The organism is Candidatus Cloacimonadota bacterium (assembly GCA_016932035.1).
Taxonomy (GTDB): Bacteria; Cloacimonadota; Cloacimonadia; order JGIOTU-2; family JGIOTU-2; genus Celaenobacter.
Window position 1 is genome coordinate 16,988 of the sequence record JAFGDR010000064.1, and the last position, 18,231, is coordinate 35,218.

Here is an 18,231-nt window from a genome sequence, read left to right on the forward strand (position 1 = left end):
AATAACGCAAAGGGAAGAATCTCATGTTTCTTCCCTTTTTTTTATTGTGAAAAGTCAATTCTGGTAGCTACAGGAATATGGTCCGAAATGTATCCCTCATATTCATTCCACCCACCATCAAAAGCATCTTGCAACCGCAATGAACTTACATCCTGGATATGTGAAAATAATTCACTTGTTACAAGAATATGATCAATATGGCTATACCCATCTCCCCATGACCACCAATAGTTCGAACCAACTGCAATTCCCATATCTATAAATTCATACTCAAGATCATCTTCGATAAAATTCCAAAAAACATTCTGGCTTTGCGGATCGTTGATTTTATCGTTCAGATCTCCGAGTACAATAACGGCATCATTGGGATAAGTTCCTTCGATAAATACCTGTAAACTTTCACTGGCTGCTTGTCGCCTCTTTTCTTCATCCCATTCGTCTCCATCAAAGATCCCATTGCCACAGCATTTCAAATGGTTATTTATTACAACCACAGAATGTCCATTCCACGTACACTCAATAATGAAGGGTGCTCGTGGAAAAGCATAAGAATCATTTTCGAAAATTTCATAACTGTTCTGAACTGATACTGTTGACATATTATATATGTAGGCGACAAGTAGGTCTTCAGCTCCATGTGCAGTCGTTGAACGCAGCCCATTCCATCCGAGAAGGCTATCCAACAAAAGCTGGAAATAGCTGTTTGATTCAATTTCCTGGAGAGCTATCAGGTCAACCTTAAGTGATGTAATGATATCAACAATCAGAGAATTTGTCGTATGTCCTGACTTAGGATAATTTTCAATGTTCCATGTCATGATATCAAAAGTGCCGTCTGTTCCATATGATACACTGTCAACTGAGGGATCTTCAGGCGTGGGATGATAGGTATTATTTTCTCCACATCCTATAACAATAAGGAGTGAAACAATAGAAATAACAAAAATATTTTTCATAACAATTCCTAATAATATGATTTACTGTCTGTTTGAAGGAAACGCAGATCGGGTAGTTTCTTTGCCTGAATTTCAAGCCGGTATGACCAGTAATCTCCAGACTTATCCCAGCTGAATTTCAATTGCCAGCAATGAAGATTTCTATAGATGTTAATGCTTTGACTTATCAGCTCTTTTTCCTTGAAGTTATAATAATTTGAGTAGCCGATGCTCCAATTCTTTGTCAGGTTAACATGAAGATTATTGTGTAAGCTGGAGCTGTAATAACCTGTTTCTGTATTCTTGCTGTATGAAAACGATGAAGAGATATCCCATGGCTTGGTTTCACTCTTCCGAGAACCATTACAGCACTCTTCATCAGAACTAATGCCTTTTATATTAAACGTCGGCTTCACAGGATAATAATTCAAATAATCTAAATTTCCTTTCAAAGATAATGTAGCAGAAAGTGAGTAATTTGTCACTATCAATGTGTAGAAATCTTGAACTCCTTTGAAACTATTCGATATATTCAAAGTCGTTGGACCGAAGATCATATTAAAGGGCATCGTAGTAATTGTATGGGATAATGTACTAAATCCCTTGGGCTTTTTTTGAAAGTCGTAACTTAAAGATGTTTTCCAGGTGAAAAGATCATTAAGTTTCTTTTCTTTTCCTTCTTTGTCTATAACTTTAGCTTGAAGTTTGTTTGTTAAACCAATGGAAATTTTTTCGGATCGTTTTGCTGTTGAGATCGATATTAAAGAAAAATTGTAAAAACGATCATTAGAAGAAAAATCAGGATGCATTGTATATGTTATACTCGGTGTTATGATATGACGAAGTGCTCTCAATCTTCCTTTTGGAAAAGTGAATACGCCATAAATATCTGTAGTGAGTTTTGTTGTACTATTATAATCGTAACCTCTCACAAGTTTTTTGTTATTTTTGTCCTTATCTTCCAAAATTTCATTGTAGTTGAGTGATTGGGTGAAGTCGAAATATTTAAAGATATTATCTGTATAACTAAGAGAAAGCGAGTGCTTGATTCCCTCACGATGCTCTGAAATATAGTTACCTAAAGAATCATAGGTATCCTTATATAACAGCTGGGCAATAGTAGGATGGTTTGTGTTCAACTCAGCATAATGAAGTAAAGTGCTGTTATATGAAAAATTCAGCTTGCGCAAGATCGATGATTCAGGGGCAGATTTATCAAATATTTTTGCAAGATTCATTTGGTAGAGACGGAAAGAGAGCGAGGGTAATTTAAGCGTCATTTGGTCAGTTTGCTTCGGGTAAGTATATGCCCTGAAATCGCAGTATCCCGAAAGATTGAATTGCGTTCCTTTTGTCGAATAATAAACCTTCGAATAATAAGTTTGATCGAGATCAACGAGATCTTTTTTGTAATCTAAGGTTGTGTTAAAATTATCTTTGTCTTTTCGATATGAATAGAAAATATAGGAATGAAGAGATTGATCCATTCGTGTTTCCTGATCATCACTTGTTTTTCGAATATCTGCATCACTTACAAAATCTGCTTTAAGTTGGAGATCACTATATGGAGATAAAACATGCTTATGATATGCATCGATCGACCAGCGCAGCCGGTAATCATCCTTCAATTGTTCATGATAATAAAGAAACCGCGAATCGATCCTGCCATCTAAAATATATCTTCTAATATATCGTGTTCTATATCTAAACTCAACCCCAGTGTATTCCATCAGGTCAAGTGAGAAGAGCATGTCTGCATAGTCACCAAGGGAAAGGAAATATGCGATATCTTTCAGGAATTTTCCTTCTGTATTGTTCCAACCTGGTTCAGGAATAAGAAATCCAGATCGTCTTTCCTGGTTGATTGGAAATGTTGCAAAAGGAAGAACGAAAACTGGAAAATAATTTATATATAAAATAATTGGTTTGGCGACGATCTTCTCGTTGAGAAAAATTCTGAATTTCGGACTGAATATAAAGTACTGAGATTCATCTTCACATGTTGTGAATTTTGCGTTATCAACGTCGAGAACATCATCACCCACTTTTATCATCTTTGATCCTGCATAATACCCGTCTTCGAATTTAGTTCTTCCATCCAAAAGAAGACCTTGTTCGGAGTCTATGTTGTAGTAGATCGTTGAACCATAAATGGTTTGCTCGCCATCGTAGAGCTCTGATTCTCCATAGGAAAGGGCAATCTTCTTATCAAGATCGATAAGCATTGAATCTGAACTGATATGGGAATTGTGATAACGTATATAAGCTTTCTGAATAAGTTTGATCTGCTCTTTATCAATATGATATATGATCTTTTTTGCAGTATAATCAAGTGAATCAAGCTGTGTTGCTGTTGTATCGGGATTCTCTTGTGCACTTGAGATAACAGGCATCAAGATGAATATGAGCAAGAACAGACCCCACAGTTTTTTCATATATTTCTTTCCCGATATTGTGCAATTGGTGTCAAGTATTCTCAAACATGAAAAATGAATACATATAAGCTTATAACAGTTGACAACATAAATACTTAAATAAAAATGATTCAAAATTTTGAGATTCATCAGCCTTAAAAAATAAATTGGAGATTCTATGAAGGGTTTATCATTGAGTAAATCGATAAGAGGTCTTGTAAAAGAGATGCCGCATTTACAATCAATCGACCGTCTGACAACGAATGATCTACCGATAATCCGATCTATTATTTATGAACAAAATCGCATAAAAAGCAAAGATGCCCCTTCTCAAAAATATTTAAAAACCGGTGAATTATTCAGCATGATTCTGCTTGGAGATATTTATCAGAATATTTTTGAAAAACATCATGTAAAAAGAAGGAAACATACGCATTCTAAAACACATGAAATTGCTAAACAGAAATTTAAGTATTACCTCTTCTCAAAAAATCCGTCACTAGAAAAATACCTTCATTTATTTGTTGATGATGCAGGTAACTCCGATAAACGGGAAGGGGAGTTAGGACTAAGGGAAAACTTTTTTAAAGAAGAAGATAACGAGTTAATAGATTTTTTACTCAAACCCATAAAACTCAATCCGTATTCCCTGAAAAACCAGCTTGAATATATGTATGATAATTGGAAAGAATATCTTGGTGATGAAGAACTGCTTTTATTGAAAGCTCTGGACCTCCTCAAAGAAGAAGAGAAATGGGGACTTGCCGGTCCAGGAGAATTCGGTATAACAGCTTTTTTTTCAGAATGGAATGAACCCCAGAATTTTTCACCGGATAAAGACTGGATGCCCTCACTGGTACTTCTGGCAAAGAACATTTTTGTATGGCTTGATCAACTGACTGAACGATATAAACGTGAAATAAAAACACTAGATCAAATCCCAGATGAGGAGTTCGAACTCCTTGCGCAAAGTGGTTTTACGGGACTTTGGCTTATCGGTATATGGGAAAGAAGTAATGCGTCTAAAAGAATAAAGCATCTAACCGGAAATTTCGATGCACTTGCTTCGGCTTATTCATTGAAACGATACAATGTATCAGCTTCACTTGGAGGAGAAGAATCATTGCGGAGGATGACGGAAAAAGCTTGGAAATACGGCATAAGGATTGGATGTGACATGGTTCCAAACCACATGGCAATTGATTCCGATTGGGTATATGACCATCCCGAATGGTTCATCCAAACCGACAATTCACCCTTCCCGTCATACAGCTTCAGCGGTGAGAATTTATCTGATCATCCTGATGTAGAAATCTATATCGAAGATCATTATTACGACCACAAAGATGCTGCAGTCGTTTTCAAATATGTCGATCATCGTGATGGAAGAACACGATACATTTATCATGGTAACGATGGAACCTGCTTTCCATGGAATGATACAGCTCAATTAAACTACCTTTTACCTCATGTACGTGAGGCAGTGATCAATGAAATAGTTCATATTGCTAAGAAATTTCCAATTATTCGATTTGATGCTGCCATGACACTATCAAAGAAACATTTTCAAAGATTATGGTATCCTGAACCCGGGACAGGCGGGGACATTCCAAGCAGGTCTGAATTCAGCATGTCAAAGGAAGAATTCAATAAACGTATGCCTAAGGAATTTTGGAGAGAAGTTGTAGATAGAACAGCGTTCGAAGCACCGGATACACTCCTGCTTGCAGAGGCATTCTGGCTCATGGAAGGATATTTTGTACGGACACTTGGAATGCATAGGGTTTATAACAGTGCATTCATGAACATGATGAAAAATGAAGAGAACAGCAAATATCGTCAGTCTATTAAAAATGTACTGGAATTTGATCCCCAGATACTCAAACGCTTTGTGAACTTCATGAGCAATCCGGACGAAGATACAGCGGTTGAGCAGTTTGGATTTGATGATAAGTATTTTGGAACCTGTGTTTTGATGAGCACACTTCCTGGTCTTCCAATGTTTGCACATGGTCAGGTGCAGGGTTTTAGAGAACGTTACGGAATGGAATTTCATAAACCGAGATGGAGTGAAAAGGAGAATATCGGATTGATTGAAAGGCATAAAAAAGAAATATTCCCACTCCTCCGCAGACGGCATTTCTTCTCAGATGTTAGAAATTTTTATTTATATGATTTTACAGCCAATAATGGTACGACCAATGAAAATGTATTCGTTTATTCAAATGAATATTATAATGTTAGAACACTGGTGATCTTCAATAATAAATACGAAGAGACAACCGGTCATATCAAATGGTCTTATTTTGCTGAGAGAAACCAGAATGGTGAATCTGTTTGGAAAAAAAAATCAATCGCTGATATTTTTTCGATACCTGATAATGGAAATACGTATGTTGTTTTTCGGGATGTGATAAAGGATTGGGAATATATTAGACATGCAAAAGATATATTGAATCATGGACTCTTTCAGGAACTCAGTGCATTCGCGTATGCTGTCTTTTCTGACTTTCGTATTTACTATGATGAAGATGGGGTCTATTCAAAGATTGCTTCTACATTAGAAAATAGAGGTGTTCGAAATATCGAACAGGAAAGAAAGAAAATTACAAATAAAGAAATGTATGATGCCTTAGATTTACTGTTATCGGATGAGACTTTTCAACAGATGTTCAATTTTTCGAGGGATGAATCGCTCATGGAGAACATTATGCTCAAGGTGCGCGCTTTCCTGCAAAGTATAGAACCAAAAGATGATGATCTGTATGATTTGAATATACTTATTCAATTATATGAAAAGGACATCCGGGAAACGATCTCTCTGTTCGAGGAGAGATTTACGATCAGTCATGACCAGTTCTATGTACTTTTTATATGGCTTATGCTGAGAAGAACTGGTATGACCTACAAGAAAAGTTCATATCCTCATTCTACAAAAGATTTTATCGAAGACTTTGATCTGGAGAATTTTCTGAGAGAAAAAATAAATGTGTATACCCAATCTGACCTTGGAAAATTTTATACAAAACTAATCAAAATCATTGCATCAGAGCATAAGTTGTGGAAATATTTTGAAACTGAAACTTGTTATGATTTTCTTAAACAGCTTTTTGATATAGAGGAGATTAAGGTACTTCTGGAATTCAATTGGTTTGACAATATTCTGTGGTTCAGAAAAGAAGCATTTGATGAGTTTTTCATCCTTCTTGAAATTACTCAGACTATTCGGCTTATTACCACTACGCAAGATATTGACAGAGAATTCCTGTTGGAAAAAAATCAGAATTGTTTCAATAAGATACGGAAAGCATATGCCTTTTCCGACTTTAAAGTGGAACAGTTATTAGAAGGTTTAAAATAGTGAAAAATTTTTTGTTAATCCTTTTCATTTCATTTATTGTGATAAGTTGCTCGACCAAGCAGAAGCGAGTGAACATTACAAGCAGTGATGAATTGGAAGAACTCTTTTCAGTCCCCCAACAGAATTTATTTGTAGAACTTGAACCTGGTGAATATTATCTTGAACCGGAATATTTCATTGATTCAACCTGCGGAAATTGTCAGGAAGCTAACCAGCAAGTTACAGCCACTAAAGGAATAACAATTTCGGGAGAAAATGTCACGATTTCCGGGCACAAAAATAATCCAGTAACTATCTATACGAACGCAGGATATGGGTTATATGTCAGGGATCTTAAAAATGGAATAATCGAGAATTTGACCATCACAGGTACGCTTCGTGATACGTCACAAATGGCAACCGATGCGGCGATTGTTGTATCGAACAGCATTGTGATCATAAGGAATAATATTATTCGTGATAATGTTGGAGATTCTCTAATGATTGCAAAACATATATCTGGCGTCATGGGGATTTGCGGTCGAGAGAATTCCTATATTAAGATTATTAATAATGAGATCATTGGGAATTCCTGGGATGGTATCGCTCTTTACCGAGATGCACGAGCTGAGATTATTGGCAATAGAATAGATGGAATGGATAAAGCGACCGGACGTGTTCCAAAGGGAGGAAGAGGAGTTGCAATCGGTGTTACATGGAATGCAAGTGCTTCGATCAAATATAACTACATTACCCGATACTGGAAAGGAATTGGAATCTTCGTGGATGCGGATTGTCGCATAGAAAATAATATCATAGAAGATATGATTACCTGGGGAATAGCATTCTGGGATGCGGGAAAGGGTAAACCGAAAGCAATAATAAAAGATAATGTTGTATACGATGTTGGTGCATGTGGTATTTCTGTAACTAAGTCCGACGAAGAAACAGAATCAGGATCACTCACCGGAAATATTATTGTACGATCCGGTCAGGATGAAAGATATGATTCACCTGATTACTATTGCTACCAGACATCTCTTGCAATGCATGCTCTACCCCAAAATTTTGAAATTAAAGAAAATCTCTTTTATGATAACAGGAGGGCATCAGATGATCTCCCTGATTATGACATACCAGAAGATCAATTCTTAAAGAAATTACAAAGACTAAAATCAGTTTTTTATCAAAATCCGTTTTTCATTCAATCTGGATTTTACCGAAGATTCTTTATCAATCAATGACCATCCAACAACTTGAAAGAAAAGCATTCTTTGAAGATCATGCTCATATCTGGGATGACATATGCAATCATGACGAACAAAAAATCGATGAGATCATGAATATTATCGATATTCAGCACGGTGACAATGTGCTTGATGTGGGCACCGGAACCGGTATTCTTATTCCGCATATTATGAAAAGAGTAACTCATAAAGGAAATATTATTGCGCTTGATTATTCAGAAAACATGATCAGGAAGGCTCAGGAAAAATATCCAGGCAGTGAATACTGTAATGTTAGTTTTATCATTGACGATTTTTTTGAACTGGAATTTGAAAACCGCTTCGATGCGGTCATTTGCTATTCTTGCTTTCCACATTTTGATGATAAACGGTCATTTTTTCATAAAGCTTTTGAAATATTGAATCAGAACGGTTATGTTTTGATCGCTCATTCGGAATCCAGAGAAAAAACTAATGCTATGCATGTTAGAAAACATCAAGCAGTTCGTGGTGACTATCTTCCATCTGCAGAAAAAATCATTACATTTGCAGAAGAGGTGGGATTTATCATAAAAGAAAAAATTGACGATGATGAACTGTTTTGCTTGCTGTTTGAAAAATGAAATTAATATAAACTTATATATATTATTGACAAAATATACAGAAGCTTGTGATTTGAAAACGTAAATTTGAAAGGAGTTTTTAATGAAAAAAATCGGTAAGTTATTTTTGATTTTTTTGTTTTCTCTGATCTTAACGACCTCTCTCTATGCATTGAGGTTCGAGCTTGATGAGTTCAGAAAATTACCCGCTGATTTCAAAGCAGAAATGGAACCAATTACTGATATGGATATGAATTATTGTTCTGTTTTGAAAGTCGAGGTGGACCGACCCATCGATATTTCGTTGAAACAGAAAGTATATAAAAAGGAAAATATCGATGAGGATGAGTTCTATTTCTATGTTTCCTCAGGGGAAGATGAAATAACATTTCAAGCACCTCGTTTTGTTGCATTAAACGTTGAAGCTCCCAAGGGTGGATTGAAGATCGGAACAACCTATTATGTCCGGCTCTCAACCTACGAGGATGTTGATGTTACCATTAATGTCGAGCCAAAAGATGCCCAGATCATGGTCAATGGTTTGGAATGGGAACAACCTCAGGGAAAGCTGATGCCCGATGAGTATGTATTATTTCTCGTTGCAGATGGATATGACGCAATCCTGGATACAGTCTTCGTGTCTCCTTCTAATACGGTTTTCAACTATGTAATGGTCGAAGAAAATGCTGCACCCGTCTTGCAGCAAGCGACTCTTGATATCCCTCAACCAGATGAAGATGATCCATTTACAATCGAGTTCAATGACTACAGAATACAAGTAACAGCTTGTGATTATACCCAGCAAACGCTTACGATAACGCTGATTGTTACCAATCTGATAGCAGAAAGAGAGCTTACGATCATACGAGGAAATACAAAGGCATATGATACTGAAGGTAATGAATATACCCCGATGACTTTGGAATTTGCGAACAAGAACAGGAACTGGAATCTGACTCACAACCTTGTGCAGGATGTGCCGACAAAAGCTCAGTTAATCTTCAAAGAAGTTATGAAACCGGTAAGTATGATCACGCTCCTTAATCTCGGACTCTGGGATGATCTTAATCGAGATTTCAAGATTTCTTATAAAAATATTCCTGTTACTCAATAAAACAACTTAAAAGTAAAAATATAAAAGAGGAAGCCTGGTCTTCCTCTTTTTAAGGCTTCATGAAGTTCCAAGAATTTTTCCTCAAGAAATTTTTCCTCGTAAAGGGCAAGCGGGACTTTTTTTCTTTCAATTCGCTCATTTCAATCATAGGAATTATGATCGGAGTGATCGCTCTAACGGTCTCACTTGCACTTTTCAGTGGATATTATGATACGATGAAAGAAATAATCCTTGGGGTGAACTCACATATCTATATCCTCAAATTCGGCAATGAGCAAGTCTCCGAAGAGGAGTATCAGCACATATCTACAATTTTGGATACTCTTGAATCCGTTCATGCTTATGCTCCGTTTTTATATACAGAAGGTATGGCAATTAAAGATGATGACATTGCAGGTGTGATCATACGTGGCTTGGATTTCGAGAAAGAATTGCAAACGTCAGATGTTGGTTCATTTATTGTTGAAGGAAGTTTTGAACACAACGGCAAAAACGCAGTTATTGGTAAAAACATTGCTGAGAGACTGCACGTCCAGGTTGGAGATTCTATAAAATTGATAACACCGATGAATGCTGATTTCACTATAGCAGGAATGATGCCTTCCTCAATTATTGTTAAGATTTCCGGAATTCTCTCTTCAGGAATGTTTGAGTTTGATAATTCACTTGTATTACTGCCGGTAGAAAATGCACAGAGCTTTCTTTCCGTTGGAGATCAGTATACTGGAATTTCTATCAAACTAATAAGTGATTATATCGAAGAAGCTGATCGTATTGCTTTGCAGATCCAACAAGAATTATCTTATCCGTTTAATGTTAGCAATTGGATTGATCTGAATAAAAATCTCTTCAGTCTGCTCAAGCTTGAAAAATGGGTGATCTTCATCATCATCGCACTTATCGTTCTAGTAGCGGGATTCGGTTTGACAAGCGTTCTCTCGATGCATATTCTGGACAAGAGGAAAGAGATCGGTATCCTCAAAGCGCTTGGTACTACGAATAGAGATCTCAGAAAGATCTTTTTTGCTCGGAATCTGATTATTGGTTTCAGCGGAATCTTGCTTGGAATAATGTTTGGCTTCATCATTTCATTGTTATTGACCCATACCAATATCATTACAATAGAGAGTGATGTCTACTTGATCGAGCATCTGGTTGTTAAGAACCAACCCATCGACTATATCTTCATTATACTTGTTGCAGGTCTTATCATAGTATTTTCATCTTTTTTTCCGTTACGAAAGATTTCACAGATGCAGGCAGTTTCAATTATTCGAGTCTCAAAAAAATAGAGAGGTTCCATGATTTTACAGGCAAAAAATATTACAAAGACATATTTTGAAGGCACACATGAAAAGCGACTGACCGTTCTGGATAATCTTGATTTCTCGATGAAACAAGGGGAGATCGTTTCGATAACCGGACTTTCAGGGAGCGGAAAAAGCACACTACTTCATATATTAGGAACCCTTGATAAACCCGATTCCGGTAGTGTCATATTTTATGATGTAGATATACGATCATATAATGAGGGAGAACTCGCACACTTCAGAAATATGAATATTGGTTTTGTGTTCCAGTTCCACCACCTATTGCCCGAACTCACTACGGTTGAAAATGTAGCGATGCCTAAGATGATAAGCGGTGCATCCTATAAGGAAAGCATCCAAGCATCCGAAGAGTTGCTCGCTTCACTCGATCTTGTTGAAAGAAGTTCACATTATCCTCACCAACTAAGTGGAGGAGAGCAGCAACGAGTAGCTGTTGCACGAGCTCTGATCAACAATCCGGATATTGTTCTCGCAGATGAACCGACCGGAAACCTCGACTCGATTCATAGCCAGGAACTGACTGATCTTCTCTGGAGTTTAAATCAACGATTCGACACATCTGTCCTGCTGGTCACGCATAATCAGGAACTTGCAAAATGTGCTGATCATGTATATAATCTTGAGAAGGGTAAACTCCATACATTAAGCAAAGGATAAAGAGATTTTTATTGAATGAGAAAACGTAAGTGGTTGCTGGTCGTCGTCTTAATTCTGATTGTGATCAATCTTATATTCTGGGGCATGACCTACCTCTTCGATGTGAACACATATGTGAAGAATAAACTCACAAATACACTTGGGAAACAACTCGAAGCAACCATCTCATTTTCCAATCTGAACATTACGTCAAAAATTTTACAGATTTCTGATCTTGAGATACATAAGGAGGGTGAGTATACATTCAGAGCATCTCAGCTTTATATACATTATTCTTTTTGGCAGCTAATACTTCATAATTTCAAAATTGAAAAGGCTTTGAAAGAAATCAGATGTTTCTCTCCCGAAGTCTCATATATTCTGGATTTTAATAAAGAGAGAAAACCATGGCGTATCGATCTCGATGCTCTTGAAAAAACACTGACACGTTTCAATTATATCTCTATCATAAATGGACAAGTGTCATTACAATCAGACAGCACCTATCATTTTACAGAAAATATTGATAAACTTAATATCAATCTCCAAAAGAAAGCAGAACATGAATGGCACATTTCCTTATCTGCTTACCAGCAAAACAATAATGGAGTTATCCAGATCGACGGAATGTATGCGAGAAAATCAAATGATTTTACGATCATTATAACAGATTACAGCGTTCCTCACATTTCCTCCCAAAATGCACAACTTCTCAATGCAATGGTTAATGCAGATATTGAGACCGATCTGTCGGATTCTCTTAATGGAAGTGTTGTGATCAGCAACATAGCTGGCACATATAGTGATGAGCTTTTTCAAACAGATACTATAGATTTGTCGATACATCCGGAAACACTGACGATTAAGAAGTTTCCAATCAGATGGAGGAATCATGAAGCAATGTTTGGTGGAGAAGTACGAGATTATTTGAATGAAGATGCATCACTTGATATTTCATTTGTGCTGGATAATTTTCATGTACATGAAGTTGATCCGATCATGTTAGGAAGAATAGATGTAAGCGGAAATATCTCTGACAGTCCCGGTTCTCCGGAAATTTCAATTACAACATCGAGTGAAGAATTGTCATACAAGGATTTTAATATATATGATTTTATAGCAAATCTGAACTACAAACAAAATGAATTGCACATATTGCAAGGATCATTCATCGCTGATACAAATTTGGTCATATTGTCGGGAAATATTAGTGTCGATACAAATGAACTTTTTAATAGTAAAGCAAATGTATCTATTACCAGCAAAGACTTTACGTATATTTTTGATAATTATTATTTTAGTTATGATGTAGAAGCAACCATAAGTGGAAGTTTGAAGGATCCTGAAAGTAATGTAGTTTGTAAAAATCTTTTAATAAAAAATAATACTTTTACTTTTACCGATTTATTATTGAAAGCATCATTTAAAAAGAAAAGAATTGATTTCCAGATAGATAATGTTACCGGTTCAGTAAACATAAAAGGTTTTGCTGATTTTTCAGCGAAATTACCCATAATTGAAACCGATTTTGTTACCAAAAACCTTACATTTACAAACGTACTTAATACTGCAAATCCAATAACCGATCAACTCAATCCAATTATTAGTGCACAGGTTCGGGCAAAGGTTAAAGATAATCTGGTATATGTGAACGGACTGATCGATCTTGGAAAGGATTTTAATTCAAAACTCGACGGAATTTTAAATCTTTCAGGAGAGATACCACTTGTACTGAGCGCGTATGATGGTTTTTTCAATATTGGAACCGATTCACTATATGTAAACAACGAACCGATTGGGATAGTGCTGCAGTCATCCATCTTTAAAGATGATCGATTCTCAGCACAGCTTGATATAGGAAAAACTGTAACGACAAACATGAGTGGGACAATAGCTCAGGATAGTATCCGGTATGCAGGAAATATTTCCATAGATTCCTTGGAAATTTTAAAAGTAAATCAAATATTTTCATCCAATGAAGAAGAAATAACAATGGATGGTTTCATTACAGCTTTTCTCGATTTTGCAGGAACGAATTCTCTCCAGGGAACTGGGCATGTCCATGTGAAAGACCTGTCATTCAGTAAAGCGATTCATCCAGTTGATGTGGACTCTGATTTAGAAATTCTTTCATCAGAGATAGCGCTCGATAATATTGTGGCAAAGAATTCTCAAACACTGCTGTTTGGGAATGCTCGCTTATCTTTGGATGAGGGAGTGTTTGAACTCAATGCTGAACAAGACGGCGTCCTCTTAGAAGAGTTATTCTTTGATGACTTCGTTTCCGGCTCAGCAGATTACTCAATTATTGCATCTGGGCATCTGGATGATCCCCGCATTTTGTGTGATGTCTCTGTTGAAAATGGCCAATTTTTTGATACATCATTTAATACATGCAAAGCACAGGTTTTTCAGGATAGTACGCTTTTCTACCTCAAACAGCTGGAGGTTCTTGCACCTGATTTCAATCTCACTGGCAATGGATCGTACAGCTATAATTTTCTAAAAGAAGAATTTCATGACCATCCAGATATGATGAGGTTCAGCTTTTCCGGTGACTTACTCAAGATTCTTTCACGCTACACTCCCTTAATAAAAAACGCTTCGAGTAAAACGGATCTGATGTTTTCGATCAAAACTGAGGATACCAACACGATCATAGATAGTGCGTGCATCTGTATTTCTGATGGCGAGTTCTCGATTAAGTCACAACCTGAAAAAGTCAGAAACCTTTCATTTGATATGGGTGTGAAAAATAATATAGTCACTAATCTGAATGGTTCATTGATCATGGGAGATGGCAAGCTTTTTATAAAGAACAAAGTAAATGAATCTGATATGGATATATATGTAGGAGATATTAATATTGGCACAATTCTCCTCAATAATGATGATAAGGGTATAACGATACATATTCCTAACTATCAACCAGACAGGGGACTTGTCGACGTCCGGCTAGTTGGCTATAACAGCGAATATTTCTCTATCTTTCACGAGGATGGTGGTTGGGTATTATCCGGGCGAATACTTCTGTCGAATGGCGATGCAATCTACGAAGAAGAGGAAGAACCGGAAGAAGCTGAAGATACCGGGTTACCTCCCATTTATGCAGACTTCGACCTTGTTTTTGATAAAAATACCTGGTATGTTTCTAATCCGTTTAACTTAAAGATTGATCCGGGTGATTATATGAGTTTCCGATCTGATCGGGAAACAGAAGAACTGGAATTGTTTTTCGATCTCCATTCAAGGCAGGGAGAGATGCGTCTTTTTGGGGAATTGTTCAGTGCCGAGGATGTATTTGTAAGAAAAGCACGAAAGGATGATAAGGTATTCATCGATGCCACGTTTACAAAAAGAACTCCGGACGGATCGACCATCTATTTGTACGTTCGGTCGACTGAAGATAAACTCAATGCTGATGACATCGGCACAGAGACATATGGTGATGTCGAAGTGATACTGAAAAGCGATAATCCCAATGATGTTACTATGTTGAGCATCCTTTCCAAGATTCAATATGGTAAGGAAATTGATGAACTTTCCGAAGAAGAGCGCTTCGATCTAGGAACCGAGCAGGCGATCAACCTTGCAAGTGATGAGTTAAGCAATTTAATCTTCAGTCCTATCATTAGTCCGGTCGAAGGAGTTATCAGGCAGATACTGGGGTTGGATTTTGTGCGTTTCAAAACAGGTTTTATGAAGAATATTATTCTCACCAGCGGCATCGTTGAGTCGGATGATTTTATCGTTGATCGTGAATATGATTCCGACCTTGAACTCCTTGGTGAGTTGAGTAAGGATATTCTCCTCGAGAACTTGGCGATCGATCTGGGAAAATACATCACACCTCAATGGTATCTGAACTACGAAGCACTCATAAAAAAAGAGATGTCCTCTCGTAATGAAACATATATTGGTGTTCAGCATGAGCTCTCCTTTACATGGGATCTGCCGTACAATTTTAGATTCATTTACAGATATCAATTCTATCCTGCGCAGGGTAAAGATAACCAGGGAATTTCACTCGAAACGGTGTTGCATTTTTAGCTTTGATAGACTACTGTTAGGATTAGATTACGAATTTATCTGGATTTTCACTGAAAAATAATAAACGAATTTTATACTATATAGATCATCATCTTTCTTTACAAGTTGGCAGATTGTTATATGTCACCACTTATGCTACAGCTGTTCTTGATAAACCAGAACCCATCCAATTTATTTTGTTGAGATAGAAGGTATGTCATTGAAAATATCGGAATATTATAATATTATTACTATATATCACTTCATCCTACTAAAAAACTTTACTAATTATTTTACTAACGGGAAATATGCCATAAATTATCTTTAATCTCAAAAAATATGAAAAAAATTATATTCTCTCTTTTGATTTTTTCGTTTGCGTTTTGTACTGCATCGGCATTTGCTCAAATCGAGTATAATTATATTTCTAATATCGAGATAACTGGAAATATAAACGTAACCTCTCAACTCATCAAATCTGCTTCAGGACTTGCTATAGGGCAGATCTATTCACCAGAAAAAATTTCAACAGCTATCAAGAATATCTACAAACTTGGTCTTTTCGACGACATTAATGTAGATAAAGTCCAGGATGAAAAGGGTGTTAAGGTCATCATACAGGTTTCAGAATATCCCATTGTACAGGACTGGGAAATTACCGGTAATAAAAAGATCAAGCTTGATGATATCAAAAAGCAGTTCCGGCTTGTTCGCGGTGATTATTGGTCAGGTGAACGCGAGCTTGAGATCAGGAATAAGATCCTTGATCTGTATTATTCCAAAGGATATCGGCTTGCAGCAGTCAATTTCAGTGATGAACCTGCTGTAAAAAACAGGATAGACCTGTCGATCGTTATTAATGAAGGGTATAAGGTCGTCATCAGAGAGATCAATTTTACCGGGAACGACCAGGTAACCACAAAGAAGCTTCGCAGGGTCATCAAGACCAAGAAGAGCGGTTTTCTTCGTTCAGGTGAATTCGATCAGCAGAAATTCGATGAGGATCTCGACCGTGTCATTAACTATTATAATTCTAAAGGATACATTGACGCAACGATCATCGGGTGGGAACCAAGATACGATGAAAAGGGACAGCTTTATCTTACGATAAATCTCTATGAAGGTAACCAATATCGTATTGGCGCTATATCAATCGAGGGCAATACACTGTTCAGCAAAGAGATACTCCTTGACCAGCTCAAGTTCGATGATAACCAGATCTTTGACCGGGAAGAGTTTGATGAGAAGCTCAATACCATCCGGTCAATGTATTATGAGGAGGGATATATTTATTCAACGGTTTCACCCCAGATCAATCCTAAAGCTGATGAGGTAAACATCAATATCTTTGTACAGGAAAATAACCGTGCAAAGGTCAGGCAGATATATATTGAAGGCAACAAAAAGACTAAGGAAAAGATCATCCGGCGTCAGCTGGCAATTGTTCCAGGTGATTACTTCCGGCAGTCACTCCTTATTCAAAGCCAGAGAAACATCTATAACCTCGGTTTCTTCGAGCCGAATATCGGGCTGGACTATCAGCCGATCAATGATGATGGAGATATTGATCTCATCTTTCAGCTTGAAGATAAAGAATCCGGTACAGCCAATATGGGTGTGAACTATGACGAAGAAGACAAGCTGACTGGATTTCTCTCATTTTCACATAATAATCTTTTTGGAAAAGCATGGGGTTTAAAATTAACATGGGAATTCAGTGGTAAAAAGCAAGAATACGACATCAGTTTTACCAATCCATATTTTTATGATACGAATATGCTTCTTGGTTTGGATGTCTATCACCAGAGAAACAACTGGGATAGTTATAATTATAAAGTGGTTGAATCCGGCGGAGGTTTCCGTATTGGAACAAAAATCCCCTGGGTAAATTATTCAAAGATCACGACAGGTTATTCTATAACTCAGAAACAGTACAGCATTCTTGATGAAAATGGTGATGTGTCGTCATCATTGCAAGCTCTGGTCGATAAAGGAAAAATACTCACGAGCACAGCATTTCTTACACTCGAAAGGGATGACAGGGATAATGTGTTCAGACCCAGCGAAGGTTCACTTGTCCGCTCATATACAGGACTGGCTGGCGGTCCCCTTGGGGGAAGCGAAGATTATATTAAAGAGATTATCCAGACAAATTGGTATCTGAAGCTCTTCTGGAAATTTTCTCTTGGCACACGTTGGCGTGTGGGATATGTCAAAGCATTTGGTGACACGAAAGAAGTACCTCTTGATGAGCTTTTTTACCCGGGCGGAACAGGTGCTGACGGTATTCGCGGCTATCCTGATAATAGTGTTGTTCCGGAAGATGAAGATGGTGGTAAAGCTGAATTCATCACTTCAACTGAAATTACCTTCCCGATCTCAGGCGACCAGATCATCGGTGTCATGTTCCTGGATGCGGGAAATTCTTATAATTTTCTATCTGAAATAAATGTTCAAAAATTAAAAAAGGGTATAGGAATGGGCGTGCGCATCATGTCCCCAATGGGACTGCTAGGTTTTGACTATGCCTATGGACTCGACAGAAAAACAAACAACAAGTGGCAGTTCCACTTCCAGTTTGGATCAACTTTCTAAATAAATTTT

Annotated in this window: 10 protein-coding genes; 8 read left to right on the plus strand and 2 right to left on the minus strand. The window is 37.1% G+C overall.

Annotated elements, in window-relative coordinates:
• Nucleotides 1–41: 41 nt before the first annotated feature.
• A complete protein-coding gene (locus JW794_10355; GenBank protein ID MBN2018513.1) occupies nt 42–956 on the minus strand; it encodes an endonuclease/exonuclease/phosphatase family protein in 915 nt (304 codons plus the stop codon).
• Between the two features lie 8 nt (nt 957–964).
• A complete protein-coding gene (locus JW794_10360; GenBank protein MBN2018514.1) occupies nt 965–3,370 on the minus strand; it encodes an LPS-assembly protein LptD in 2,406 nt (801 codons plus the stop codon).
• A gap of 157 nt (nt 3,371–3,527) precedes the next feature.
• Here JW794_10360 and JW794_10365 point away from each other — a divergent pair, with 157 nt between their 5' ends.
• From JW794_10365 to bamA, 8 genes are all read left to right on the plus strand, one after another.
• Nucleotides 3,528–6,710: a hypothetical protein gene (locus tag JW794_10365; GenBank protein ID MBN2018515.1), complete on the plus strand. Its 3,183-nt coding sequence runs from the start codon at nt 3,528–3,530 to the stop codon at nt 6,708–6,710.
• Nucleotides 6,710–7,933: a right-handed parallel beta-helix repeat-containing protein gene (locus JW794_10370; GenBank protein MBN2018516.1), complete on the plus strand. Its 1,224-nt coding sequence runs from the start codon at nt 6,710–6,712 to the stop codon at nt 7,931–7,933. Before JW794_10365 ends, JW794_10370 begins: the two co-directional genes overlap by 1 nt.
• Nucleotides 7,930–8,538 carry a class I SAM-dependent methyltransferase gene (locus tag JW794_10375; protein ID MBN2018517.1) on the plus strand — a complete coding sequence of 203 codons (609 nt, stop codon included), beginning with the start codon at nt 7,930–7,932 and terminating at the stop codon, nt 8,536–8,538. The genes JW794_10370 and JW794_10375 overlap by 4 nt, the downstream gene beginning before the upstream one ends.
• An 82-nt stretch (nt 8,539–8,620) precedes the next feature.
• The gene (locus JW794_10380) at nt 8,621–9,631 is read left to right on the plus strand and encodes a hypothetical protein (protein ID MBN2018518.1); all 1,011 of its coding nucleotides are present in this window, start codon (nt 8,621–8,623) and stop codon (nt 9,629–9,631) included.
• Nucleotides 9,632–9,690: 59 nt separating this feature from the next.
• Nucleotides 9,691–10,923 carry an ABC transporter permease gene (locus tag JW794_10385; protein MBN2018519.1) on the plus strand — a complete coding sequence of 411 codons (1,233 nt, stop codon included), beginning with the start codon at nt 9,691–9,693 and terminating at the stop codon, nt 10,921–10,923.
• Nucleotides 10,924–10,932: 9 nt separating this feature from the next.
• On the plus strand, nt 10,933–11,619 hold the full coding sequence (locus JW794_10390; protein ID MBN2018520.1) for an ABC transporter ATP-binding protein: 687 nt from the start codon (nt 10,933–10,935) through the stop codon (nt 11,617–11,619).
• Between the two features lie 15 nt (nt 11,620–11,634).
• The gene (locus JW794_10395) at nt 11,635–15,648 is read left to right on the plus strand and encodes a hypothetical protein (protein MBN2018521.1); all 4,014 of its coding nucleotides are present in this window, start codon (nt 11,635–11,637) and stop codon (nt 15,646–15,648) included.
• Between the two features lie 318 nt (nt 15,649–15,966).
• On the plus strand, nt 15,967–18,222 hold the full coding sequence (gene bamA, locus JW794_10400) for an outer membrane protein assembly factor BamA (GenBank protein ID MBN2018522.1): 2,256 nt from the start codon (nt 15,967–15,969) through the stop codon (nt 18,220–18,222).
• Nucleotides 18,223–18,231: the final 9 nt, after the last annotated feature.